Origin of the sequence: Pseudoalteromonas sp. P1-11 (genome assembly GCF_001399995.1) — a bacterium.
GTDB classification, from domain to species: Bacteria; Pseudomonadota; Gammaproteobacteria; order Enterobacterales; family Alteromonadaceae; genus Pseudoalteromonas; species Pseudoalteromonas atlantica.
The window spans coordinates 301,610-325,618 of record NZ_LJSP01000001.1 but is presented as its reverse complement, the minus strand read 5'-3'; the positions used below and the strand labels follow the sequence as shown (position 1 = coordinate 325,618).

Annotated in this window: 23 protein-coding genes and 1 pseudogene; 8 read left to right on the top strand and 16 right to left on the bottom strand. The window is 40.1% G+C overall.

The window, feature by feature from the left end:
- The first annotated feature begins 149 nt into the window (after positions 1 to 149).
- Positions 150 to 917 carry a DUF6515 family protein gene (locus tag AN390_RS01495; protein WP_004588873.1) on the top strand — a complete coding sequence of 256 codons (768 nt, stop codon included), beginning with the start codon at positions 150 to 152 and terminating at the stop codon, positions 915 to 917.
- Positions 918 to 948: 31 nt separating this feature from the next.
- Here the strand turns inward: AN390_RS01495 and AN390_RS01490 are convergent, their stop codons facing one another.
- Complete coding sequence (locus tag AN390_RS01490) at positions 949 to 1,422, bottom strand: VOC family protein (RefSeq protein ID WP_004588872.1); 474 nt, start codon at positions 1,420 to 1,422, stop codon at positions 949 to 951.
- 171 nt (positions 1,423 to 1,593) lie between these two features.
- On the opposite strand from AN390_RS01490, the gene AN390_RS01485 reads away from it, so the two are divergent.
- Positions 1,594 to 2,610, top strand: coding sequence for a substrate-binding domain-containing protein (locus AN390_RS01485; RefSeq protein WP_055252767.1), 1,017 nt, complete (start codon positions 1,594 to 1,596; stop codon positions 2,608 to 2,610).
- 66 nt (positions 2,611 to 2,676) lie between these two features.
- On the opposite strand, the gene AN390_RS01480 is transcribed toward AN390_RS01485, so the two are convergent.
- The 3 genes from AN390_RS01480 to AN390_RS01470 all read right to left on the bottom strand — a co-directional run bounded on the left by AN390_RS01480 (position 2,677) and on the right by AN390_RS01470 (position 6,391).
- The gene (locus AN390_RS01480) at positions 2,677 to 3,147 is read right to left on the bottom strand and encodes a GFA family protein (RefSeq protein WP_055252766.1); all 471 of its coding nucleotides are present in this window, start codon (positions 3,145 to 3,147) and stop codon (positions 2,677 to 2,679) included.
- A gap of 106 nt (positions 3,148 to 3,253) precedes the next feature.
- Entirely contained in the window at positions 3,254 to 5,326 is a 2,073-nt protein-coding gene (locus AN390_RS01475) for a catalase (RefSeq protein ID WP_055252765.1), read from the bottom strand.
- A gap of 231 nt (positions 5,327 to 5,557) precedes the next feature.
- Positions 5,558 to 6,391 (bottom strand): mechanosensitive ion channel family protein, encoded by an 834-nt coding sequence (locus tag AN390_RS01470; protein ID WP_055252764.1) that lies wholly within the window; start codon positions 6,389 to 6,391, stop codon positions 5,558 to 5,560.
- A 256-nt stretch (positions 6,392 to 6,647) separates the two neighbouring features.
- On the opposite strand from AN390_RS01470, the gene AN390_RS01465 reads away from it, so the two are divergent.
- A complete protein-coding gene (locus AN390_RS01465) occupies positions 6,648 to 7,427 on the top strand; it encodes a DUF2189 domain-containing protein (RefSeq protein WP_004589488.1) in 780 nt (259 codons plus the stop codon).
- Between the two features lie 89 nt (positions 7,428 to 7,516).
- Here AN390_RS01465 and AN390_RS01460 read toward each other — a convergent pair whose 3' ends face one another.
- Positions 7,517 to 8,296 (bottom strand): nucleoside-binding protein, encoded by a 780-nt coding sequence (locus AN390_RS01460; protein ID WP_055252763.1) that lies wholly within the window; start codon positions 8,294 to 8,296, stop codon positions 7,517 to 7,519.
- Positions 8,297 to 8,906: 610 nt separating this feature from the next.
- On the opposite strand from AN390_RS01460, the gene dps reads away from it, so the two are divergent.
- Complete coding sequence (dps, locus tag AN390_RS01455; protein ID WP_004587573.1) at positions 8,907 to 9,422, top strand: DNA starvation/stationary phase protection protein Dps; 516 nt, start codon at positions 8,907 to 8,909, stop codon at positions 9,420 to 9,422.
- A gap of 250 nt (positions 9,423 to 9,672) precedes the next feature.
- Here dps and AN390_RS01450 read toward each other — a convergent pair.
- Positions 9,673 to 11,039: pseudogene (locus tag AN390_RS01450) on the bottom strand (alkaline phosphatase PhoX).
- Between the two features lie 206 nt (positions 11,040 to 11,245).
- Between AN390_RS01450 and AN390_RS01445 the strand changes: the two are divergent.
- Positions 11,246 to 12,394 (top strand): hypothetical protein, encoded by a 1,149-nt coding sequence (locus tag AN390_RS01445; protein ID WP_055252762.1) that lies wholly within the window; start codon positions 11,246 to 11,248, stop codon positions 12,392 to 12,394.
- A gap of 66 nt (positions 12,395 to 12,460) precedes the next feature.
- Here AN390_RS01445 and AN390_RS01440 read toward each other — a convergent pair whose 3' ends face one another.
- The 4 genes from AN390_RS01440 to AN390_RS01425 all read right to left on the bottom strand — a co-directional run bounded on the left by AN390_RS01440 (position 12,461) and on the right by AN390_RS01425 (position 15,379).
- On the bottom strand, positions 12,461 to 13,138 hold the full coding sequence (locus tag AN390_RS01440) for a glutathione S-transferase family protein (protein WP_055252761.1): 678 nt from the start codon (positions 13,136 to 13,138) through the stop codon (positions 12,461 to 12,463).
- Between the two features lie 63 nt (positions 13,139 to 13,201).
- Positions 13,202 to 13,843, bottom strand: a complete 642-nt coding sequence (locus tag AN390_RS01435; RefSeq protein WP_055252760.1) for a hypothetical protein — start codon at positions 13,841 to 13,843, stop codon at positions 13,202 to 13,204.
- A 15-nt stretch (positions 13,844 to 13,858) separates the two neighbouring features.
- A complete protein-coding gene (locus AN390_RS01430) occupies positions 13,859 to 14,668 on the bottom strand; it encodes an NERD domain-containing protein (RefSeq protein WP_055252759.1) in 810 nt (269 codons plus the stop codon).
- A gap of 120 nt (positions 14,669 to 14,788) precedes the next feature.
- Positions 14,789 to 15,379, bottom strand: a complete 591-nt coding sequence (locus AN390_RS01425; protein WP_055252899.1) for an ACP phosphodiesterase — start codon at positions 15,377 to 15,379, stop codon at positions 14,789 to 14,791.
- Between the two features lie 311 nt (positions 15,380 to 15,690).
- Here AN390_RS01425 and AN390_RS01420 point away from each other — a divergent pair, with 311 nt between their 5' ends.
- Positions 15,691 to 17,019 (top strand): sodium/glutamate symporter, encoded by a 1,329-nt coding sequence (locus AN390_RS01420; RefSeq protein WP_055252758.1) that lies wholly within the window; start codon positions 15,691 to 15,693, stop codon positions 17,017 to 17,019.
- Positions 17,020 to 17,097: 78 nt separating this feature from the next.
- Here the strand turns inward: AN390_RS01420 and AN390_RS01415 are convergent, their stop codons facing one another.
- Both AN390_RS01415 and sodC read right to left on the bottom strand, forming a co-directional pair.
- A complete protein-coding gene (locus tag AN390_RS01415; RefSeq protein WP_055252757.1) occupies positions 17,098 to 17,331 on the bottom strand; it encodes a ChaB family protein in 234 nt (77 codons plus the stop codon).
- Positions 17,332 to 17,345: 14 nt separating this feature from the next.
- Positions 17,346 to 17,915 (bottom strand): superoxide dismutase family protein, encoded by a 570-nt coding sequence (gene sodC / locus AN390_RS01410; protein ID WP_095206712.1) that lies wholly within the window; start codon positions 17,913 to 17,915, stop codon positions 17,346 to 17,348.
- Between the two features lie 507 nt (positions 17,916 to 18,422).
- Between sodC and AN390_RS01405 the strand changes: the two genes are divergently transcribed.
- On the top strand, positions 18,423 to 18,668 hold the full coding sequence (locus AN390_RS01405) for a DUF4235 domain-containing protein (RefSeq protein ID WP_004587585.1): 246 nt from the start codon (positions 18,423 to 18,425) through the stop codon (positions 18,666 to 18,668).
- 88 nt (positions 18,669 to 18,756) lie between these two features.
- Here AN390_RS01405 and AN390_RS01400 read toward each other — a convergent pair whose 3' ends face one another.
- Complete coding sequence (locus AN390_RS01400) at positions 18,757 to 19,251, bottom strand: hypothetical protein (RefSeq protein ID WP_004587586.1); 495 nt, start codon at positions 19,249 to 19,251, stop codon at positions 18,757 to 18,759.
- Positions 19,252 to 19,463: 212 nt separating this feature from the next.
- Entirely contained in the window at positions 19,464 to 20,696 is a 1,233-nt protein-coding gene (locus AN390_RS01395) for a hypothetical protein (protein WP_055252756.1), read from the bottom strand.
- Between the two features lie 465 nt (positions 20,697 to 21,161).
- On the opposite strand from AN390_RS01395, the gene AN390_RS01390 reads away from it, so the two are divergent.
- Positions 21,162 to 21,470, top strand: a complete 309-nt coding sequence (locus AN390_RS01390; RefSeq protein ID WP_004587588.1) for a hypothetical protein — start codon at positions 21,162 to 21,164, stop codon at positions 21,468 to 21,470.
- A 203-nt stretch (positions 21,471 to 21,673) separates the two neighbouring features.
- Here AN390_RS01390 and AN390_RS01385 read toward each other — a convergent pair whose 3' ends face one another.
- Complete coding sequence (locus AN390_RS01385; RefSeq protein ID WP_055252755.1) at positions 21,674 to 22,420, bottom strand: type II CAAX prenyl endopeptidase Rce1 family protein; 747 nt, start codon at positions 22,418 to 22,420, stop codon at positions 21,674 to 21,676.
- A 342-nt stretch (positions 22,421 to 22,762) separates the two neighbouring features.
- On the bottom strand, positions 22,763 to 23,647 hold the full coding sequence (locus tag AN390_RS01380) for a hypothetical protein (RefSeq protein WP_055252754.1): 885 nt from the start codon (positions 23,645 to 23,647) through the stop codon (positions 22,763 to 22,765).
- Positions 23,648 to 24,009 lie beyond the last annotated feature (362 nt).

The following is a 24,009-nucleotide window of genomic DNA, read 5'->3' as shown; positions in this document are numbered from 1 at the left end:
TGTGAGAAAACGTTGGCTTGTGTCAAGAACAGTAAACGTTAGTAAAAAGCTGTAAACACGCCCCTGTTATCGGTTACATGTCAGTTACCATTCAGTTTAAAGCGCTAGTATTGAACCCAGTTATGTAACAACATACACGAGGCACTAGTATGAAACTGACTCAATTACTCCCTGCTCTACTTGCCATAAGTGCAGTATCTGGCGCTGCATATGCAGCACCCAATGAGCGAGAACACGCAAAAAGTTTTAATAATGAGCGCGCAAAACGCATCGAATACAAACGAGATGAGCGCCGCGATGACAAAAAACAGCGTATAGAATATAAAAAAAACGACCGTAAAGAGCGCAAACAAGCCAAACGCGAGCACCGCAAAGAGCAAAAGCGCAAAGTTGCCCATTACAAACAGCAGCAACGCACTCGTAATTATTTTAAACATAATCGCCACAACGTAGTGACCTACCGGCCTGGGCATTATTTTAATCATTTACCGCGCAATAGTGCTTCAATCAGATTTAATGGCATTACGTTTACATTTAGTGATGGTATTTACTATAGAAAAGCAAAAAGAGGCTACCACGTAGTTAAGCCACCAAGAGGCTTAAGAATACGCTCACTACCAAGGCATTATTCACACTTTAAACGCCATAATACCACTTACTATACCTACCAAAATGTATATTACGTGGCAGATAATAATGGTTATAGAGTAGTTGATGAGCCTAAAATAGTGGTTAATCAGGCTATTAAGGTAGGCAGTGCTAAAAATTATGATTTAGGGCAAACCTACGACACCCTCCCTATTTCGGCAGAGGCAGTCACGATTAACGATCAACAATATTTTAAGTACCAAGATATTTATTTTTTACCGCAAATAAACGGTGACGAAATAAAATATTTAGCGATAAATTTAGGGTAAACAATTTAGCTCAAACGCAGGGCAAGCTGCTTTATGCATCTTGCTCTTTTGACATTAAGTCGGCCATTCGTTGGTTAATTTCTTGCTCACTTAAATCTTCTTTATGGGTGCCTATGGTCCAAATATGCCCGAATGGGTCTTGTAGGGTGCCGGCTCTATCACCATAAAACTGGTCGTGCACTGGGCGTACTTCTGTAGCGCCAAGTTCAATTGCCTTTTTAAATACGCTATCTACATCTTCTACGTAAAGCATTAAACTTACCGGTGTGCCACCAAGTGCATTGGGGCTTTTAAATGACTCATCCGGGCATGAGTCCGAAATCATAATATGCGAGTCGCCAATTATAATTTCAGCATGGGCTATACCGCCCTCTGGCAGCGGCATTTGCATTACTAACTGCGCATTAAATGCATCACGATAAAAACAAATAGCTTGCTGAGCACCTTCTATAATTAAGTACGGTGTTACCGAACTAAATCCTTTGGGAATTGCTGAAACAGTCATAACGCTCTCCATTATTTTTTTATGGGTGTATGTATTTAGCCTATAGGTTAAAAACACTTCTTTCAACGTGTTAACTCATTTAAGTCACTATAATTAAATTAGCCAATTTGTGGTCAATAACTATACTAGCTGTAATATATATCTTACTTTTATTTGCTTAGGACTTTTATAATGTTAGCTAAAATTAGCCTCGCCGCTAGAAAGTATAAAGTTCTGAAGTATTTAGTTTTAAGCTGGTGTGCTTTATTTGCCCACCAAAGCGTGGCTAAAGTTGTGATTGCCATTGTAGGTAAAACAAAAAACGACTCCTTTTATCAGCAAGCCTTTAAAGGCTGTTTGCACTTTAGTAGTGAGCACCCAGAAATAGAATGCAAGTACGATGGACCAAAAGACTTTCAAGACATTCGTAGCCAATCTATGGTCATTAATAGGTTAGTTGATCAAAAAATAGATGGGTTAATTGTAGCAACAACCGACTCTCAGCATTTGGTCACTCGTTCATTAATGGCGCTTAAAAGCAAAAACATTCCTGTTATAACGTTTGATTCTGACCTGCTAGAAAAACACCAACAGTACCGCCTAGCCTACGTAGGCAGTAACAACTTCGACTTTGGCGTTGCCTTAGGCGAGCAAGTAAAAAAACTGACCAACAAAGCAAATAATACGCTTTGCATGCAGTCGGGGCACCATACAACCCCTAATTTAAACAAGCGTATTGCTGGGGTTAGGTATGCGCTGTCTGATCAAGCGACAGCGCACCTATCAGGTAAAAACGGCTGGCGCGAACATAGTCGCTGCCCCTTATTTAGTTTAGGTAAGCGCGAAGAGTCACTAAAGCAGTTAATGCATTTATTAAAAATGGACAACCCACCCATTTTTTTAGCTGTGGCGGGGTTTGCACAGTTTAACCCTCATTACGTAAATGCCTTAGCGCCTTTTAAGCAACGTATTGCCGATAAAGACATTATTATTGTTTCTGCCGATACAGAAGAGATACAGCTCAATGTGTTAAGCAGGGGCCTCTCTTCGGCTAACATAGGGCAAAATCCATTTGAAATGGGCCGCTTGAGCACCAAGCTAATGCACGACTACATTTTATATAATAAAAAGCCTGCGCAATCTCACTATTACACAGACTTTCATTACTGCACCCAAAGTAACGCCTCAAAGTGCACTGTTAATCATTAAAATTTTACCCTATTAACTGTGGGTTATGACCTTTTAAGTACGATGCAGTGCACTTTAGCCAGCGTATTATTGCTCTAAGTTTAAACGTTGGTGCCACGCTGCAATGCTTTCATCGGGGTATTCATCAAACTGTTTATCATTCTTTTGAATATGCGGGGTAACCCAATTGGCCTTACTGGCAAGCATTAAATGGGTGTGCTCTGGCGGTACGGGTAATTCGCTGTCTATTGCGCCAGCAAAGGGATGAACTTGCTCAGGCCATCGCGAATCATATAACCACAAGTTACTGCTGCAGTGCTTACAAAAATGGCGCTCAGCGGGGCTGGTTTTATCACCCACTTTGGCATGGTAAATAGTAATATGCTCACGCCCTGTAACCTTAAGCGTGCTGTATTGTGCGTTCAAGTTTATAACAAACCCGCCACTGCCGGCCGTTTTACGACAAATAGAGCAGTAACATAAGTTATAAGGATAAGGGTGTTTAGAGCTCACACTAAACGTTACTTTGCCACAGTGACAAGCGCCTTTAAGCTTCATAATAAATCCAATTAGTTACTGTTTAGAGTTAATACCATAACCAGTTAGCCATAAAAAAACCACACCCTTTACAGGGTGTGGTTATTATTTGCTAAAGCGTTTTGTTCTAACGCTGCCAAAATCTTAAATTGCGCAATGTTTCAATAAATTTATCTGCAGAGTGCATGTTTAAATCTATCCAACCATCGTCGGCTTTACCATCAAGCCCTGCGGCTTCAAATAATGCCATGGCATCTTTTGTGTAGCCTATGTATTTCATGTGCGCGAACGCATCGCTCACAAAGTCTTTCGCCTCAGGGATACCAGCAAGCTTCTTAGCGCCCTCTTGCGTTGCAAGTACCATCACCGCATCGTAAAGCACCGAAGGGCCGCCATTAATTACTTGATCCGCTGCTACATGCTTACCTTTACTACAACATGCACCACCTACTTGTGCGGCCACAATTTCGTAGTTAGCACCTTCAGCGTCTAAGGCATTTGTAACCGAATTAAAAATATCAGCATCAAAGCCATCGCTCACTAAAATACCTAACTTACGACCTTTAAAGGTATCTGGCGCATTTTTTAAAATACTTAGCGCATCTGATACAGGTAAATCGTTACGCGTTGGCATAGCAGCTTCAGCCGGCTCTGGCATATCTTGTAAGCGCAGGCCTTTTGCAACTTCTTGCGCTAATGTGTTATCTACATTTAATAAGTGCGAAACCACACGCTCACGAATCGGTACATGCTCTACTTTTGAAAGCTCAAATACAAATGCATATTGAATGTGCGCTTGCTCTACGTCTGTTTGGCTTAAGTAAAATTGGCGCGCTTGGCTGTAGTGATCGCTAAATGTTTCTGAGCGATAACGCAGCTTATCTCCACCGCTTACTTCTGGCTCGCTTGAGCTTTTAAAGCCATGCACTGGGCATTCGCGGGGGTTATGCTCATCGCCGCTCCAGGAGTTTGGCTCGTAGTTAGCACGCCCTTTAGGGTTATGCATTGCCATGTGGCCATCTTGTTGAAAATGACGCATTGGGCATTTAGGCGCATTAACCGGAATGTGCGTAAAGTTAGGACCGCCTAAGCGTTTGGTTTGAGTATCTAAATACGAAAAGTTACGCCCTTGCAGTAATGGGTCGGGTGTAAAATCAAGCCCAGGTACAATGTTTTGTGTACAAAAAGCAACTTGCTCTGTTTCGGCAAAAAAGTTATCAACTACACGGTCAAGCACCATGCGGCCCACAATTTTTACTGGTACTTGCTCTTCAGGTATAAGCTTCGTGGCATCAAAAACATCAAATTCAAATTCATCAGCAAATTGCTGATCAAACACTTGCACACCTAGCTCCCACTCTGGGAAGTCGCCTTTACCAATAGATTCCCACATGTCTCGACGATGAAAATCAGGGTCTGCACCATTAAGTTTAAGTGCTTCGTTCCACACTACTGACTGCATACCGGCTTTTGGTTTCCAATGAAACTTAACAAATTTTTCATCGCCATTTGCATTAATAAATTTAAAGGTATGAACACCAAAGCCTTCCATAAAGCGTAAAGAGCGCGGTATGGCTCTATCTGACATGGCCCACATAATCATATGAATTGACTCAGGCGATAAACTTACAAAGTCCCAAAAGTTATCGTGCGCGGTTTGCGCTTGTGGAAAACCACGGTCTGGTTCAGCCTTAGCTGAGTGAATTAAATCAGGAAACTTCATCGCATCCTGAATAAAAAATACAGGTATGTTGTTACCCACTAAATCCCAGTTTCCTTCTTGGGTGTAAAATTTAACAGCAAACCCGCGAACATCACGTGCTAAATCGGGAGACCCTTTATTCCCTGCCACAGTTGAGAACCGTGCAAATACCGGTGTTTTTTCACCTTTGCGCTGAAAAATATCAGCACAGGTTAAATCTTCAAGCGTGTCGTAGGTTTCAAAATAACCATGAGCACCGTAGCCTCTGGCATGTACCACACGCTCTGGAATGCGTTCGTGATCAAAGTGAAACAACTTTTCGCGCATTACATGATCTTCTAATAAACCTGGGCCGCGCTTGCCTGCACGTAATGAGTTTTGATCGTCGCTAACAGGGCACCCTTGCGCGGTGGTCATCGTTGGGTATTCATCAGAAGCCTTTTGATGTAATTCGCCACCATGCCCTTTATTGCCTGAGTATTTAAATGATTCAGCCATGTTTAGTCCTTCATACAATTTGATTTAATGGGTCGATAGTTTTTATGAGCTTTAAAACTAAAAGCGACTATGCAAATGCAAAATAAAGACCAGCCATCCAACCTAGTAAAAAAGGGCTGTACAGACAAAAAAGTAGTATTTGAGGTAATTTATAAAAGAAAAAATTACACAGGCGTGTAACTTTTTCAGACAAAAAAAAGAGCACTTAAAAAGTGCTCTTAGGTTTAAGCCTTAATCTTTATTCTCGTTAACTAAAATAACTTTACGATGTGGGAATGGAATTTCGATATTGTTTTCATCAAGGGCTTTTTTAATAAGCTCTGGCACCGTGTATAAAATTTCGAAGTAGTGCTCGCCTTTACAAAAAGGTCTTACTAAAAAGTCTACCGAGCTGTTGTTTAGTGTTTCTACTTCAACAAAAGGAGTTGGATCTTTTAGTATGTATGGATGAGCCTCAAGCACGCTATCAATAACTTTGCGAACAGCGTCGGTGTTTTCATCGTATGCCACACCAAAGTGCATATCTACGCCGCGAATAGGATGATGCGAGTGATTAATAATTTGCGCTCCCCAAATTTGGCTATTTGGGATAATAACTTGCTGATTATCGAACGTTTGCAAAATTGTTGTAAACATATCAACCTCGGTCACTTTACCAAAGCGCCCTGCGGCTTCAATAAAGTCGTTTACTTTGTAAGGTCTAAATATAAGTAACATTACACCTGCAGCTAAGTTAGACATAGCACCTTGCAGCGCTAACCCAATAGCTAAACCTGCCGCACCTAATAGCGCAATTATTGAAGCTGTTTGCACACCAAAGCGGTTTAACACGGCAATAAATACAAACGCTAAAATAACATAGCGCGCCATACTGCCTAAAAAGCGAAACAGCGTGTCATCAAAGTGAGTGTATTTATGGCATAAACTAATAATCATATTACGCACTTTACCCGCAAGCCATAAGCCTATTAGTAATATAACTATTGCCATTAGAATATTTGTTGCCCACATTACTGCTGCCGGCAAATACTGATTTACATCAATATTATTTATTATCTCGTCCATTTTATTGTTCCTGTTAGACTGGTTGTAAATATAAAAGCACATTAAACACTTTACATTAACTTTTTATTAACTAAGTTACGAATTTTTACCTATTCGCTGTATTTGCCTTTCATTTTTATCACCAATAACAGTTACAAAAACAAATTAGTACATAAATTGACCGAAAATATTTTTTATTGCGTATATATTGTTCAATTTGTAAATAAAGCCAATGTGTTCTAAACCTTTAAGAGACACCTTGTTAAGGAGCGTTGTTATGCCAACAACAAATACGATTAATAAACACTCTGAATTTGCCCGCTGCATTGAATGCAATAAGGTAAACACATTTGCGGCTTTTCACTGGCTAGCACTGGCATTTAAAGACATGACCCGTGCGCCCATATTGAGCCTTATTTACGGGGTAATATTTACCCTTATTCCTGTTGCTATTGTTTACTGGGCAATGTTTACAGGTACATATTTAGTAATACTGCCTGCAACCGTGGCGTTTGCATTAATAGGCCCAGCCTTTGCGGCAGGCCTTTACGATGTAGCATGGGAGCTTGAAAAAGGTCATAAACCCACACTTAGCCACTCTATAAAGTCGATGTTTAGAAACCCAGTAGGCGAATGGGGCTTTGCAATAATGCTAATGGTTATCATGATTGCTTGGATGCGTTTAGCCGCACTTGTGCATGCTTTGTATCCTAGCCACGCCAATCCCACCTTTGAAGAGTTATCGGCGTTTTTAACGTTAGGCAGCATAATAGGAGGGGTATTACTGGTGACTGTATTTTCGCTTTCTGCTTTTGCTCCACAAATAATGATGGAGCGCCGAGTAGATATTATGACCGCTGTAATAAGCTCTATGAACGCTGTAAAAACTAACTTTGCCGCTATGGTGGTATGGTCAATTTGTATATTTTTACTGGTAGCTGTTGGTTTTGCTACCGGTGCCACGGGCTTTATTGTAATTATGCCTTTGCTTAGTTACGCCAGTTGGCATGCTTATATTGCAGTTATTAAAACCAAAAAACCTCGTGGTTACGAGTAACAGTCAACCACTTAAAGTTCCAACCACACTGACTAAAAATAGCGCCAAAAGGCGCTATTTTTTTATCAGCCTAGCAAAGCAAGCTTTGCTTAAAATACCCAAATAGCATGTAAAAAGGGCTGGTTTTCTATTTTATTAGTCCCTAACTTGTTGTACCAATAGCGCCACTCTACCCCTACCATTAACTGTTGCGGGTTTAAATTAAAGTTTTGCCCTACATCCCAATGCACAGCGGGTTGAGCAAGCAACCACTCATTAACTTTATTGCCTAGTTCGTCATCACGCCCAGAAATATATTCTACGTGGCCGGTAAAATAAAATGCTTGGCTAGCTAGTGTAAAAGGTGCACCCCATGCAAGGTCTATAAAAATGCTGTTGTCTTGCTTGGCTAGCTGATCTTTTTGCACGCCGCCGTTGGCATCAATGTAACCTGCAAAAGTAGTTGTTAAAAAATCAAAACCAGGGGCATCCCAGCTGAGCTTGATGCCTGGGGTGTATTTCATTAACCCCTCTTCACCGGCGTTTATACCAAACACTAAACCTGTGTCTTTTATTGCACCGTAACGCACAGAGGTATCAAAGGCTTTTGATAAGCTAAGTGTTGTGTACCACTCGCCATATATACCCGTATCTTGAAAACCATCACTAAGGCTGTCGTTTAAAAAGTCGATAAAAAAGTAGTTATCACCTAAATCATGCTCTGAGGCATGCTCTATGGTGTAGGTGCGTGTAAATGACGACTCCCCGGTAAAGGGATTTAAGGCATCGCCAAAATTTGTGTGAAGCTGTGTAACGCTCCAATTTTCTGCTAGTGCTGAGTGAGACAAAAGCAGTATAGATGTTGTAAACAGTGTTTTTAAAAAATTCATGATTTATTTACATAACCCCAATTAAAATGCGGCGGGAGTATATCAGTGAGCATTCACCAACTAAAGAGATTAAATAAGTACAAAGGCTGTTTTTTAAAATCTAAGTAGTAAAGCCCAGTAGCGCGGCTTTAAAAGAGCAGCGTTAGCCCTGTATAAAACACCTGAATTAATCATTACGCAGGTAATAAATAAGCACCTTTATATTTTTATACCCTTGCTTAGCTTATTTACTGGGTTTTATTTAGAGGTTGTAGCGCATGCAATATTAAGGTGAGCTTTAAAGGCAATTTAATAACGGCGTGAATTGTAAGGCTAAGCACATTAGATAGCTGTATTACACAGACTATACCTTATTGAGCATAAACAAATTTCAACTCAATCGATAAACAGCCACAGCTTTTTTACTACTGTGCACAATTTACAAAAATAAGTGCATAAAATTCATATTCTACGCCTCTCCTTTTTTAACCCTACGTACCCAATTATAAATAAAACATTAAATATCAATATCTTAAATAAATAAACTTGGTAGGCATAGGCTTTGCTTCATGTATTGCAAGTTAAATGGTAGCAATGGCTACATACAACAAATTACACAACGGGAGACATTATGAGTAACTCACAACACCCAATTGAATTTACAGCCCCAGGTATGGATAACGAATCAGCAAAAAAAACAATTGAAACACTCGATAACCGACTCGTAGCGCTTTTAGACTTACAACTTACTTTAAAGCATATTCACTGGAATGTAGTAGGCCCAAGCTTTATTGGTGTGCATGAAATGTTAGACCCACAAGTCGATGCTATTCGCGAAATGACCGACACCATCGCAGAGCGTATTGCTACATTAGGCGGTACGCCACAAGGTACACCTAAGTCAATTGTAGATCGCCGCACATGGGAAGAATACTCATTAGGTAAAGCCTTTGTAGTAGAGCATTTAGGTGCATTAGACAAAGTATACAGTGGCGTAAACGCCGACCACCGCAAAGCCATTGGCACGCTGTCTGAATTAGACCCAGTATCAGAGGATATGATCACCAGCCAGCTAGGTGACTTAGAGCAGTTTCAATGGTTTGTACGTGCACACATTGAATCGTCTGCAGGTAAACTAAATCATTAATTTATTACCCACTTTGCCATACAAGGAATGTTAATAAGAGTTAAAGGACTAATAAAGATACAAGGATACGTTACATAAGTAGGTATAGGATGAAGTGCAAACTACAAGGACCCGTTGCTTATTACATAAAGGATGTAGTAAATGCACCAAGGATGACTAAAGCTTGCTAACGGATTTGGTAAACCTACAAGGATTGTTAAAATACAAACGCTTAGTATACCTATACTAAGCGTTTGTATTTTTTACCACTTTAAAGCTTAAAACTATCCCAAGGACCAGTAATAGCCAACGTTTTAGTTGGCATGTATACGTTTACAAACAAGGTTTGTCCGTCAGGTGAAAAACACGCCCCAGCAAGCTCTGTTTGCGCATGCAATTTAGCAAAGTTATACACCTCTCCTTTGGGTGTTACTCCGCGTAAATGGTTATTCACCGTGTCTGTGTATTGATCCTCACATACAATTAAATGCCCGTTAGGTGCTACCGTTAAATTATCACCAAAGTTGTATAACGACTCGTTTGTACTTTCTACAAATAGTTGTATTTTACCAGGCTCATTTTGCTCTAACTCAGTGCCTTCGTTTTTTGAAGGTGTGTACTTCATTACCTGACCTAACTGCTTTTTGCCCCCATTAGTACAGCAAAAATAAAGCTCATTTTTACCCCAATGTATTCCCTCTCCTCGTGCAAATAAGGCTGCACCTTTTTTATAACCTTGCTTACGTAGGTCATCATTTGGGCTTTTAGGGTCTGTGAGCGTTATCCATTCAACTAAAAGGTCGCTGTGTAATGGCATGGCCGGTGAATCCCAATTTCGGCTATCAAACTGAGGCTGGTTTTTAATTACCATCGCTTGCAATGTGCCGCCTTTATTTAACTTATCGCGATGATGAGGAATAAACCGATAAAACAAACTATCGCCTCTATCTTCAGTTAAATAAACAATACCGGTTTGTGGGTCTATTGCGGCGGCTTCATGATTAAACCGGCCCATATCATATAATGGCTCTGGCTTAATTAGGCCTTTGGCGCTGGCTGGTACCTCAAAAATGTAACCGTGAGATTGAGACAAGCCATCGCCTTTATCCATAACGGTTTCTTCGCAGGTTAGCCAACTCCCCCACGGCGTTACACCGCCTGAGCAGTTTCTTATTGTGCCACACAGCGATAAATACTCTTGCTCGCGTTTTTGCTCTTTTAAGTTATAAATTATATGGCTAGTGCCCCCAGGCAAAGCTACACCATTTTTAAATGAATCATAGGCTAAGGGGGTTTTGTGGTTACTAATTAAATCAGATGCTTTATTAATGTGTTTAGGTTGTAGCTCATGGTTACGTATAAGGGCTACGCGTTCGTTATCTAATGCAATACAACCCATGCCATCGGCACGGTCGGGTACGTCTAAACCATCATCCATTTTATCGCCAGTGCCGATATAACCCGATAACTAAAACCTTCAGGTAAATCTAATAAGGCCTGAGGGTCGGCTATTAATGGGCCATAAGCAGGTAACTTTGTTGTTACTTCAGGTAAAGCAACGTTACCCATTGCGCTGCGCGATAAGCCAATAAACGCAAGCGAGCCTGCACTAAATAAAAACTCTCTTCTAGAAACCATTATTTTATTCCCGTGTTTTTTATTAAATCTATAGTAAAGGAAATAACTCGCTAAAAGTGCGGCGCTTTGCTAAATTCATCAAAATGTAATAATGTAACATTCCATCCGTACCAGATATCAGTTAATTCAACTTTAAATAATTGCCCTCACTGTTTAATAGTAGGATAGTAAGTTACTCAAATGACAACGGCTTAATTAGGAGTATCATGATCAAAGTATTACTAGCAACCAGCTTAATGGCCTCTTCATTCGCAGCTTTAAGTAATCCACTCACCGTTGAAGAACAACGCATCAGCAAAGCACAAACAGCAATGCCCACTGTGTTATCGGCCTTTAATAAAGAAGTAACCACCTTTGAGCAACAGTTTAAAGCGCTCAATAACTTTAAAGAGGCAAAGCAGCTCATTCAAACCTATAGTTTTGAGCTGTGGGAAAGCGCTAAGCAACGCATTATTAAAACTAACAATTACGACGACCGAGCACTTTACTGGGCGCGCTTGCTTTCAAGCAAAGTAATACGTACAACCGAAGCTAACGTTGAGCTATCTGACGCACAAATAAATACGCTGCTAAGCATGCTTGAAGAGGGCAGCCGAGGCCGTACCGATTTAGCTTTTTCATCAGGCAGTGATAAAAAAATTATACTTACCGGATTTGACCCTTTTTTACTCGACAAAAATATCAACCAAAGTAACCCATCTGGGGTCGCCGCATTGTTACTCGACGGCCAAGTTATTAATTACAATGGCGTTAGCGCCGAAATTAACACGGTTATGGTACCAGTACGCTACGAAGACTTTGACCAAGGTATAATAGAATCACTCCTTGCTCCCTACTATGCACTTAACAACGTCGACATGGTTGTAACGGTTAGCATGGGCAGAACCGAGTTTGATTTAGAGCACTTCCCAGGTAAACGCCGCAGCGTAACCGCGCCAGATAACGCCAATATTGTCTACGGCGGTACGCAAACAAGCCCTGTTATACCCAAGCTAAATGGCCGCCCACTACCTGGTAATGAGTTTGTAAAATTTAGCCTACCAGTAAGCGCCATGCAAAACGCAAAAGGCCCATATAAAGTAATCGACAACCGCGAAGTAACTACACTTAATAAAACCTTTAAAGCCGGCTCGTACGGCGCGCTTAAAAACAGTGTTGCGGTAAATGGCGGCGGGGGTGGTTATTTGTCTAACGAAATATCGTATCGTAGTATTCGCCTGCGTGACGCGCTAAATTCGAGCATTCCTACTGGGCATATCCATACCCCGCGTATTCAACAGTTTGAACCAGAAACAGAAGCCAACATAGTTAAACAAATTAAAGCAATGCTCACGCAAAGCTTAGTGGCATTATAATAAAGCTAAGCAATTAATATACATAAAAAAGGGCAATATTAATTGCCCTTTTTTACTTTTTAAGCGTTAGCTCTTCGGGTAGTTAGATGGGAAAAACGCACGTTTGGCTTCTTCATCAAACTCTTTTTTAAATGCTACATCAGTACCAATTACGCGTGCACGTGCAACCGCTGGGCGGCTATCAATGCTTTCAAACCAACGCTTTAAATTAGGGTATGGTGCTAGTCCTTCTTCACCAAGTACTACTGGCGCTTTATCAATCCAACCCCAAGCAGATACATCAACAATGGTGTATTCATCACCCACTATAAAGTCGCGACCTTCAAGGTGTGCATCAAGCACTTCGTAATGGCGCTGCGCCTCACGCAAGTAGCGATTAACGGCGTAATCAAGCCCTTCAGGCGCCATGTGTCTAAAGTGTACACTTTGCCCAGAATACGGCCCAAGGCCCGATGCTATAAACATTAACCATGAAAGCATTTCGGCGCGATTCTCTGGCTTACCTGCTAACTTACCGTGTTTTTCACTTAGGTACATTAATATAGCGTTCGAATCAAACACACGAGTTTCACCATCAACAATGGCAGGTGCTTTTGCGTTAGGATTGATGGCTTTAAACTCAGGTGTATGTTGCTCACCTTTTAAGGTATCAAGTGGCACAAGTTCAAACGGTAGGCCTGTTTCTTCTAAAAACAAAGCAACCTTCATTGGGTTAGGTGTATGGTGAAAATAAAATTTGATCATAAAACGCTCCTAAAAGTAGTAGCTACAATTAAACCACAACTTGAGCAGTCGTTCAAAAAATAGTTAGCTAAAGTACTTAACCAAACAGCTCACTTGTATTAACCCTGCACCAATATAAGCAAATATAAAGCGTGCTTCTTCTTGTGCCTTTTTAATAAATGCCACGGCAAAAGTAACTACAATAATAATTACACTTAATGCTAAGCCATATAAAAAAGAGCCACAAAAGTGAGGTAAAACAGCAAGTAAACACGCAATAATTACTGCGCCATAAAAAGCCACAAGCATACGAACGTTAAACAATATCCCAAGCAATGCAGTTATAAACGCAGACGCATATAAAATTACAACCTCCCTAGGCCACGCGTAACTTAGTGGATGTTTAAAATTAAAGTTTGTAGAGTTTAAACTAGTAACCGCAGACGAAGTCGCGTGTATAACAATACTAACTAATAAAGCGCCGATAAAAAATGCAGCAAATGCCGAAACAGCACCGCCGCCTGTATACCCTGCCTTCTCTTTTTCTATCACTATAACAACAACACTCAGTGCCGCACTAAGCTGAAACCATTGCCAGTAATCGTTGCTAAAAAGGGGGATTGCTGCAAAGCCAATAACGGGAACTAATATTTTGGCTTCTTTGTTTTTGTGTAATAAATAAAAAGCCATAATAGCTATATAAAACAGTGCCGTTACATCAGGCATAAAATCTACTTCCTTTTAAATTTCAACACTACTTCTACATTTAGGAAATGCACTACAGCCAAAGAACGTATTTCCTATATTAGTACCTTTCTTTGCTTTACGTAGTACCATTTTCTCACCGCAACGTGAGCATATCTGAGTTTCTGAGCGTTCTTTTTTTGGCGCCTGCTTATGTTCAATAATTGTTTTTACATGGCTTACATGTTGGCGATTTATTTTAAAACTTGGTTTTAATTTTCCGCTTTCAATTGTATTTACTATATCGTTTTTAGTATTAGCACTAAGTACTCGCTCGGTTTTACTTTTAATGTACTCAATACCGCCGCGTGCAAATCTAACATTTTCAGGTAGTTTAGTTTTAAATGTGCTGTCGCCAATAAAAATAATAACCGAAAATAATGCGTTACTGTTTATGTTTAAACACGACTCAAGTGTTTTTAAATGCTTGTAGTTTTGATGCAGGGGGTTTTGAAATTTTGATGAGTGTTTAAAAATTTTTTGTGTCCACATTTTTTGATTCGCTGAACCAAAAATCCAACCTTTCATGTTTTTAGTTTCCACCACAAACACACCAAACTCAGACACAATAATATGATCAATTTGCGTAGTACCATTTTCAATGCCGTTTTCAAAAGTAGGCAGCGTCACATTTTTAATTAACGTGTAATCTGCCTTATTTAAAAACAGTTTAATTAGCACATTAACTTGCCACTCTCCCATCGCTCCTTTAAACCAAGGTGTTTTAAAAACACCAATACAAATAAACAGCGGTATAAAGTACCAAAGCTGGCCTAATAACGTGGCCAAAATCGTAGAAAAATCCATATTTAGTTAATCCTTTAAGCTATACAAATGGCAATAATAGAGCCGCGAAATTTAACAAAAATAAACTAGCAGTACACGCAATAATGCACGTTCAATATTAAACACATTTAAGCATTGTTTTTAATATGCCCTTTCTAAGGCGTGTTCATTAACATGTTCAATTAACTCAGGGAAAAATGCTAAAAACACCGCTTCTAACTCATGGTAGTTTTGCGCTATATCCTCAGCGGAACCTGCAAAGTTATTAGTAAAACGAATGCGTTTGGCTATGTTATCAAGCGCAAGCCCTACCCCTTCTATAGTTTCGTATTCTTTAAACCAATCGTTTGTAGTCATGCTGGTTACAACGTGCTGCATGCGCGGTGGCATAACTGCTATGCGCTCATTTAAAAGTGCGTAGCTGCTGCGTTTAAAATCATTTAAAGGGTGTTTGTTAAATTGCTGCCAATGCCTAATTAAAAAGTGATCAAACAGCACGTCAATCGCTACGCCTGCAAAGCGCTTTCGCTCGGGCGAAAAGTACTGTTTAGTGGTTTTTACTAAAGCGTGTGAGTCGGTAAATTTATCCACTAAGTAATGGTTTTCTAGTGCACTTTTAACGCTATTGGGCAGGTATTCTGCGTGCCTGCGTCCACCAAAATCACCTAATAAATTGCCAAAGTGTGAATCGGCTGTAGGCTTTGCTAAGTAAAGGTGAGCTAAATAATTCAACGTAATCCCAATGGGTTTAAACAAACTTAATTTTGCCAAATAGTAACGCACATTTAAGCGAAACTCACACGAGTGTTTAGCGCACTCCCTGAGTATTTACCTAACACTTTAGTTTGAAAATTATACAAACACTCTGTAAAGCCGTTGCACTCAATTCAGCATTAAATATTTAAAATAGAATTATCAATCACTTAAAATTCAAAAATCGCTGGAATATATATTGCTACTTAGCGTATTTAGCACTCAAACATGTATAGCTCTTTTTATTAGTGAGTAGTTTAAAGGAGCATAAAACATAGGTTAAATCAGTTATGGATATAGCTATATTTTTTAAGTCGTTACTACTACTGGCCTTTTTTTTAACGCTAGGTAATTTAATTAAGTACACATTTTTAAAGGGCTTAATTGTGCCCTCATCGTTAATTGCTGGCGTATTAGCTCTTTTATTAGGGCCACAATTACTTGGTGAGTATATTAATTTGTCGCTCCAAGGCACTAATTTATGGATAGATGAAAAGGTCACAAGCATATGGAAGGAGTTACCTGGGTATTTAATTGTAGTGGTGTTTGCAGGTTTATTTTTAGGTAAAAAAATACCTACAATTAAACAATCGCTAAATCAAAGCCTACCCAATTTATGCTTTGGCTACAGCATTGCCATAGGCCAATATGTGGTGGGTATGATCACGGCATTATTAGTACTTGCCCCTTTATTTGATACCAACGAAGTTGCCGGCGCACTCATTGCGGTGGGATTTCAGGGCGGGCATGGCACCGTAGCTGGCCTGCAATCCACTTTTGAAAGTATCGATTTTGCAAAAGGTATGGACTTGGGGTTAGGTATAGCAACAATAGGCCTTATAAGCGCCATCATATTAGGGACTATTATGTCTAACCGCACCGATGGGGGCGACCAAGAACTTGAAATTAGCCACGACGAAAAAGTAGAGGTAAAAGACCGCCCATTTGGCCTGCACTTTGCTATTTTAGGCACAGTTGTTATTGTTGCTTGGCTTATTCTTAGTGGCTTACAAGTAGCCGAAAAAAGCCTTTTTGCCGATTCATCGGTAAAAATACTTGAGTACATGCCTTTATTCCCCATTGCGATGATGGTGGGTTTAGTGGTGCAAATAGTGCTTAATAAATCAGGCATGGGTAACTTAATTAGTCACTATCAAATAAACCTGCTTTCTAACCTCTCCCTCGATTTACTAATAATTGCCGCACTGGGTGCGCTTAACTTATCGGTACTTGCTAAATATTGGCAAAGTATTTTAATTTTAGGCGCAGTGGGGGTTGCCTATAGTGCAGCTATTTACTTTTTCTTTGGTGGGTGGTTTTTCCCAAAGGATTGGAAAGTGAGAGGAATTGGCGAGCTTGGGCAATCTATGGGCACTACGGCGGTTGGGCTGTTAATGCTAAAACAGGCTACCTCAAACCCAAGCGAGCATATTCGCCCCTTTAGTTACAAACAACCACTTTATGAGCCCGTGGTTGGCGGCGGTATTGTTACCGCCCTTGCTCTCCCTGCCATTGCTAATTTTGGGCCGTGGGCATTTACTATTATTATGGCGGTTATATTAGCCTGTGTAGTGGGTGGTTTTGCCTTTTATAAACGCCGCAAACACAAAAGCGAGTAGCCTAATTGCGCTATAAAAAAGCCGCTACAACTTTTGTAGCGGCATTTTTATGCATTGGTTTTTTACTTGTACAAGTAACTAATTACTCGACTTAACCCAATTTCCATTATCATTTTTACTGTAGCTATTTTTAACCGCAGACCAAGCCACTTTATGCGCTGTGGTTTCGCGGTCGTCGTCGTTTTTTCTCTCGCTTGGGTCCTCGTAGGTATCCCACGCGCTATTAAACGCCTCTTGATATATCTCTTGGGCATGTTTAGGTAAGTTACTTTTTACCGAATCCGGTAACTCGTTTGTGTTTTGATAAGGCATAAATAATCTCCGAATTACTTAATTACGCCGCACGCAACACGTTTACCACCGCCACCTAATTTCTTGGGTTCGTCGGCATAATTGTCGCCCCCTTTGTGGATCATCACTGCGTGTTGTTTAAGCTGCTCAAGCTTGAGCCTTGGCGCTAAAACAGGCGATTTAGCTTCGCCACGCTCATTTATAAATAACGCAGGTAAATCGCCTAAGTGGCCATTACTCCAGGGTTCATCGTGGTGTTTAGCGCTGTTAGGATCAAAGTGTCCACCAGCAGCACCGGCCGGTACAACTTTACCGTTTTTTTGCTTTGGCTCGCAGCTAGCATATTGATGAACATGAAAGCCATGCTGCCCAGGCGTTAAGCCTTTAAGCGCAGGGGTAAATACCACCCCGTGCTCATTTTCTGTCAGTGTAACGGTGCCAAGTAACTCACCTTGCCCCGACTTACTTACTGCATGCATATCAACATCTACATTCGCCAATGCGCTATTTTGTAGCATTGCAGCGGTAAATAATATGGCGCAAGCTGGTTTAAAAATACGTGTTACGCTTTTTTTAGCGGTTGAATCAAACTGTAAACAATTCATCGTGATCTCCTCATGTAGTATCAGGTTTGTAAATAACGCGACTGCTCAGTTATTAGGTACAATCTCTATACCAAGCTCACTGTAGGCAAAAAATTTCACCTGCGCTAAACGTAACGCATTGATTAAAAATAAAATAAAAAAGGCTAGATAATTAACCACTACACATACTTAAAATTTACTGCGTGTTTTTGCTTAAACGCTGCACAAAAACTAGGGCAAATTTACAAAAGAAATGACAACTTTACAGGCTTAACACGCCCACCCGCCTAATACTAAGTACCGCTCAAAACGGGTAAAAAAGCAGCTTAAACGCTTAATAGAGCATTTACTAATACCGCGCTAAGCCAATAGCACAGCGCGTTTAATCAAAATACGCGCCTATGCACACGCTAAAATAAACCATGCTCACCACGCCTGCTGCGCTATCGGTATACTAATTGCTGAACATACTAGTGTTATTAAACGGGTTATAGATGACCCTATCGCTATTAAACAATCGAGGGAATTATGAGTAACAAGCAACTAATTAAAACACTAGGTATAGGCCTAGCCGCCGCATCAGCTGGCATGCTAACCAGAAAAAGTTTACAAAAGTCGTGGGAAAAGGTAACCAACGAGCCCGCCCCAAAAGACAAGCCAAGCGAGCATACAGATCTTAAAGAAGCCGTTACATGGGCAGTGGTATCTGGCATTGGTGCAGGCGTGGCAAGAATGGCCGTACATTATGTGCTCGACAAACGTAAATCTAAGTAAGCCAATAGCCACTAAAGTGCAACGTAAAAAAGCATAAAAAAAGGTGAAACTAAGTTTCACCTTTTTTATTACTTTAAACTAATTAGCTTTACGCGGTAGACACACTACTCGCGCCTGCATTTTTAAGTATTTCTTCAATCGCGCTTTTGTTATCGCTGTCGTACTTAACACCAATTAATATAGAGCCTTTTTCAATGGCGTCTTCGTAAAATTTAACTTCGTGCTCAGGAATAAACGCCCCAATAGCAGCGCCTAAACTTCCGCCAACGGCAGCACCAGCGCCGCCCGCTGCAAATGCAGCCACTAATGGGCCTGCTACTAATAAACCTGTACCACCGGTTGCCACGGTACCTACGGCAGTAAAACCGCCAACAATTGCAGCTATAATACCACCAGACGCTGCACCAACAATGCCGCCTTCAGCCGCTTTGGTTCCTTCGTCTAAGGCAAAGTCTTCCTTTGCGTATGAGTCATTGGCAACAATGCTTATATCAGCTTCATTAATACCTAATGCTTCTAATCTATAAATAGCCAGTGTTGCTTGTGATGCGCTTTCAAATAACCCAGTAATAACCGTGCTCATAATAACTCCTTTATTTATTTAAAAAATACAGCTATTACTAAGCAAAACCTAAACCACTTAAATTATTACTATTAATCAATGAGTTAAATAACAAACCTAAACTACTGCTTTCATTTACACAGTAAATATTGCTAACCGTTGTAAAAAACTCCTACCACATAAATAAATGCACTAACGCTAAGCGCTTTTATATAACGCGTTAATAAACTCAATTACTTAGACCACGTAATTTCGGCTAATTGATTAGTAGCCGTTTGATGAATAATTAAGCCGTTATTGCCCATACGCATGTGCCTAATTAAGCCAGAGTAAACCCCTTCTTTACTCGGAATTTGCCAGCTTTGCATGGTTTGAGTTTTTAAATCAAACCTAACCAGCGTTTCGGGGCGCTTAGCTGACTCATTAAACCAAATAGCATTATCGGCATATTCAATGGCATACGGGTGGCTGTTTTCGCCGCTGGGATTATCCCACTGCGTTATTTTACCGTTTTTGGGGTTATAGCGACCAAGTTTACCCATGCCAGAGTTTACATAAAACACCATATCATCAGGCGTAATAGCAAGGCGCCTAGTATGTGTTTTAGCACCTGGGAGTTTTATTTCGCTAAGCTCCATGGTGTTTTTATCAACTTTAACCAAACAGTTACTGCCATTACACGACACCCACGGCGTCCCGCTAGAATCAAGCTTTATACCATAAGGCCGCGAGCCTTTAGTGGGTAAAGTAGCCAGTTTAATATCGCCGCTTTTAGGGTTTAGCCTGCCAATCATGTTGCTGTGCTGCAGGGTAAACCAAAATATGCCCGCATCATCAAACACGCCTGTATGCGGGTCACGGGCGTTTTTATCAGGCATTTTATACACTTTAAATTTTTCGGTTTTTAAATCTAAATACCCTACCGTGCCATTTTTATTACCTAAAAACCAAGGGGTTTGGTTTTTATCAAGCGATACACTGTGCGCATACGTACCACTTGGCAAAGTGTACTCTTTCATTTCACCGGTTTTAGGGTTTAACCTACCTAAAATATTGCCCCACTGGCCAACCCACCAAATAAGCCCGTTTTCACCTTGCACAGGGTCGCGAGCGCGTTGCCCAAGCGTAGGCACTTGCCAGTATTTAAAGCTTAGTTTTAAATCGCCTTTAACCACCGTTGACTCGCGCTTATTATTAACAGGGTAATGCTTGGCCAAATACGCGCTAATATCTTTACTAAGCGCAGTACCCTCGCCTGTATCTACCATATAACTTATGAGTGTTTGCCAATCCGCTTGGCTATAACCCGCACTGCGCTCAAGGTTGTTTAAACTATGGCAACTAGCACAAAGCTGCTCAACTAATACCCCAGGCTCGTTACTCAATACAGGTAACGGCGCAGCTAAAGCCCCTAGCGCAGCCATTGCAGCAAAGTGTTTATTAAATAAAAATCGATTTTTACGCATAACGTCCTCCCTTTTTTAATATTAAAGCATAGGGCGAAAGTGTTTACTATGTGAGCACTTTTAGCTTTTAGCTTTTAGCTTTTAGCTTTTAGCTTTTAGCTTTTAGCTTTTAGCTTTTAGCTTTTAGCTTTTAGCTTTTAGCAAAATAGTGTCGTTTTTATTTTCGGTGTGGGAATCGTTCTTTTGGAGGGAGTAATAGTAATATAGATACGTTTTCCTGCTTAAAAAAAGAAAACAAACTCCCTCTACATGTAAAACCAAATAGTGCCCGCTTTCGGCCAACGCGCTAGCAAGCTAAGCGCCTACAAGTAATAGCATTTTATTTATTGTGATTGTTACATTGGCTGTGCGTTGGGTTTCGCTTCGCTTCGCTCAAACCAACCTACGGTTGTTACATAGCTACAAGCTTGCGTATAATGCCCGCATTCTGGCTGTATGTATTAGCCGCTAATTTGGATTTTAATAATGAAAAAACTCTCTGCAGTGCAAGTAAAACAACAAGCACTTGTGCTTAACGTTGCCGATAAACTCGAAGCACAAGGGCGCGAAGAAATCCCTGGTATGTTGCAGTGCTGGTTTGATGTGGAATATCACTTATTTCCAAGTTCACTACTGCTTTGTTTTCAGTTTGAAAACGAACAAGCTTTAGCAGCCGCAGAGCCTGATTTATTAAAATGGCAAAAGCGCTTAAGCGCCGCAATGCTTAAAAAAGGCGTTATTTTAAAAGATATGCGTAAACATTTAGTGTTTACTTTAAAAGGCCCTGATGACTAAAGAAGGGCTAGAGCAAAACGTAGTCGCGCTATGGGTTATAAAAATAAGTTTAAGCGCATACACAAGGGCAATATTATTGCCCTTTTTTTAAATGGGGTTACTGGGGCAGTTTTGCACTTTTCCTTAATCACGAAAGGCAAAAAGAAAAACCTGACCTTGCTGATTTTGGAATATCTAGCGCAACTAAACGTTTTAACCTCACCCTAAATTAATTGCCCAACAACGTTAACGCTATTATGGGCGAGAATTGGAAATACCAAGCTTCCCGTTCGCTCTCTTAGCCACAGTAAAATAAAGCCATAACCTCCAGTTAATAAAATAGAGGTAAACGAAAAATACCACTCGCCATCGTTAAACATAACGCCGTGCACCAAGCCAAATAATAAAACTAAAAGTAATCCACCTATATTTATCGGCGCGCTTACCAAACTGTATCGCTTAGATACTATTGCCAAGGAAATACAAAATAGTAAGACCCCTCTAAACATCGGTTCTTCGTCAAACCCTGGCATGGTTGCTTGATAAAGTAATGTTTCTAAATCATAGCGAGGCTCTCCACTCCAGAACCATGAAACAATGGCTTGGAGAATTACAAACAAGCACAAAACAATAAAAGCAGGTTTTAAAGAGCCTTCACTTTGTTTGAAAGTAAAACCAGCATCAGCAATACGAAAGCCATGTTTATATTTCGCTAAGGCTAGGATTACACCTCCCCACAGGATAATTACAGCTATCTTGCCAGACCAATTCCAAGACAAATCAGCAAAAAATATATCTAAAGGAATAACCTCGGCGCCTCTAAATAAAGCAAAAACGTAACACGTAAAAATGCCTAATGAGATTAAAGACCACGCTATATTTATATCGACTTTATTAAATGCTTTTAATGTTAAAGCTAAAATTAATATAACGCCGGCATTTGCAAATACGGCTATGAATGCATCTTCCATGTATACCTCTTAAGCAAGGGCACGTTGCTTCTTACTTTTATTATTGTTTTATGTAGTACCTAATATTAACCCTAAATGAGATAGCATTAAATAACTATTTAATTAGCAAAATAGTCTTAGGCTTTATAAATAACATAGACGTATTTAGTGAGGTTTTGTAAACTCAAAAGACCAAAGTAAAAGAAATAAAAGGGTCACCCATCAATCGACGTTATTACGAGGTGCATAGTCATATTTAAATTGAGTTTAAATAATAAGAACACTTGGTTTTTGAATAAAAAGATCAAGTAAACACAGCTGTCTGCTTGACCGGAATTTTCTAATGGGAGAGACCTTTGTTTTTTATTTATTACCTTCTAACCTAACTGGTTGAACGGCTTCAACTAAGCTTTTTATATCTAAATTAGGTAGGTTGCCAGCTTTAGCTTTGGTAGCTAAATATTTTGGAAACTTCATCCTTAAATACGTATCATCGAACCATTCCCTAAATTCACCTAAAGCCTTTACTGGATAAATCCATGCCTCAGGATCTTTTTGAGGAAAATCAGATGGAAACTTGTGTAAATGTTTTACTCTTTTACCATAGGCAATATCAAATTCACTTTCTCTCCAAACCTTACCCCAGCCTTGTCCTACACTTATATCAGGCATACTATTTTGGTCGAATGGCATTCCTTTTCGGATCCCCGTAATCAAAAGGCTAGCTATCTCTTCGAATACACTAAAATACCCCGAAGGCACCTCATTAAGTGTTATTCTTTCATGAAAAATCTGCCAATATTTAGGAACTTGTTCTACAGGGTCATATCCAGTTCTTTCATAAATAAAAGCTCGTAACGTTAATCTGGCTAGACTTCTATAATTCCGCTTCGCCTGTTCTGATGGCGATTGAGATTCAAAGGCATAATATTCAAGTATAGCCATGCAATTAATTTCGTTAATAGCATGATAACTTTTTCCTTTTACTTTAATTGGTGTGTAAAGACCTGAAGATCTACCGCCCTGTTCTTCAATCAGTTTTTTAATTATCTGACCTCTAGGGCGATACTTTTGCTCATCCCACTCTTTTATCAATGTAATTATATTACTCGGAGCTGTACCACATAAAGCAGCTAGCCCTCTAGCACCTAGGTATGGGGTTCCATCTGCCATAACCCCCATCTCAATTCCATCTGGTGTATTATGCATGATAGATTCAAGTTGAATCTCCATTTTATTACTGCTCATACCATTATCCTTTGCAACTATTTTATTACATAATAACCCCATATATTTTAGATTCAATAGCTATAATCGATTTGAATAAAAGAGAAAGCAATTACCCTGATATGTCAATAAACAAAACATAATCAAGCAATGAAATCCACTAGCTCATCCACTCGCATTTTGCTAAGACTAAACACCACCGTCACGTTTAACACCCTTCCCCGTCATCACACCCTGAAAATAAGCAATTGATGAGTAATGTCGCGCATGGATGCGCGATAAGGCGGAACTAGGCCATGGATGGCCTATCTTCGCCGTTTACGTTCAAATCAATTGTGTTTTGAAGGATTAAGCGTGATGCTCGGGGCGCCGTGGGGTTCCAA

Coding starts and splice junctions, on each gene's coding strand:
- AN390_RS01440 (WP_055252761.1), bottom strand. CDS start 13,138: ATGATCAAATTTTATTTTCACCATACACCTAACCCAATGAAGGTTGCT.
- dps (WP_004587573.1), top strand. CDS start 8,907: ATGAGTAACTCACAACACCCAATTGAATTTACAGCCCCAGGTATGGAT.
- AN390_RS01405 (WP_004587585.1), top strand. CDS start 18,423: ATGAGTAACAAGCAACTAATTAAAACACTAGGTATAGGCCTAGCCGCC.
- AN390_RS01390 (WP_004587588.1), top strand. CDS start 21,162: ATGAAAAAACTCTCTGCAGTGCAAGTAAAACAACAAGCACTTGTGCTT.
- AN390_RS01445 (WP_055252762.1), top strand. CDS start 11,246: ATGATCAAAGTATTACTAGCAACCAGCTTAATGGCCTCTTCATTCGCA.
- AN390_RS01470 (WP_055252764.1), bottom strand. CDS start 6,391: ATGGACGAGATAATAAATAATATTGATGTAAATCAGTATTTGCCGGCA.
- AN390_RS01430 (WP_055252759.1), bottom strand. CDS start 14,668: ATGGATTTTTCTACGATTTTGGCCACGTTATTAGGCCAGCTTTGGTAC.
- AN390_RS01460 (WP_055252763.1), bottom strand. CDS start 8,296: ATGAATTTTTTAAAAACACTGTTTACAACATCTATACTGCTTTTGTCT.
- AN390_RS01485 (WP_055252767.1), top strand. CDS start 1,594: ATGTTAGCTAAAATTAGCCTCGCCGCTAGAAAGTATAAAGTTCTGAAG.
- AN390_RS01475 (WP_055252765.1), bottom strand. CDS start 5,326: ATGGCTGAATCATTTAAATACTCAGGCAATAAAGGGCATGGTGGCGAA.
- AN390_RS01380 (WP_055252754.1), bottom strand. CDS start 23,647: ATGAGCAGTAATAAAATGGAGATTCAACTTGAATCTATCATGCATAAT.
- AN390_RS01490 (WP_004588872.1), bottom strand. CDS start 1,422: ATGACTGTTTCAGCAATTCCCAAAGGATTTAGTTCGGTAACACCGTAC.
- AN390_RS01495 (WP_004588873.1), top strand. CDS start 150: ATGAAACTGACTCAATTACTCCCTGCTCTACTTGCCATAAGTGCAGTA.
- AN390_RS01465 (WP_004589488.1), top strand. CDS start 6,648: ATGCCAACAACAAATACGATTAATAAACACTCTGAATTTGCCCGCTGC.
- AN390_RS01480 (WP_055252766.1), bottom strand. CDS start 3,147: ATGAAGCTTAAAGGCGCTTGTCACTGTGGCAAAGTAACGTTTAGTGTG.
- AN390_RS01415 (WP_055252757.1), bottom strand. CDS start 17,331: ATGCCTTATCAAAACACAAACGAGTTACCGGATTCGGTAAAAAGTAAC.
- AN390_RS01400 (WP_004587586.1), bottom strand. CDS start 19,251: ATGAGCACGGTTATTACTGGGTTATTTGAAAGCGCATCACAAGCAACA.
- AN390_RS01385 (WP_055252755.1), bottom strand. CDS start 22,420: ATGGAAGATGCATTCATAGCCGTATTTGCAAATGCCGGCGTTATATTA.
- AN390_RS01420 (WP_055252758.1), top strand. CDS start 15,691: ATGGATATAGCTATATTTTTTAAGTCGTTACTACTACTGGCCTTTTTT.
- AN390_RS01435 (WP_055252760.1), bottom strand. CDS start 13,843: ATGCCTGATGTAACGGCACTGTTTTATATAGCTATTATGGCTTTTTAT.
- sodC (WP_095206712.1), bottom strand. CDS start 17,915: ATGAATTGTTTACAGTTTGATTCAACCGCTAAAAAAAGCGTAACACGT.
- AN390_RS01395 (WP_055252756.1), bottom strand. CDS start 20,696: ATGCGTAAAAATCGATTTTTATTTAATAAACACTTTGCTGCAATGGCT.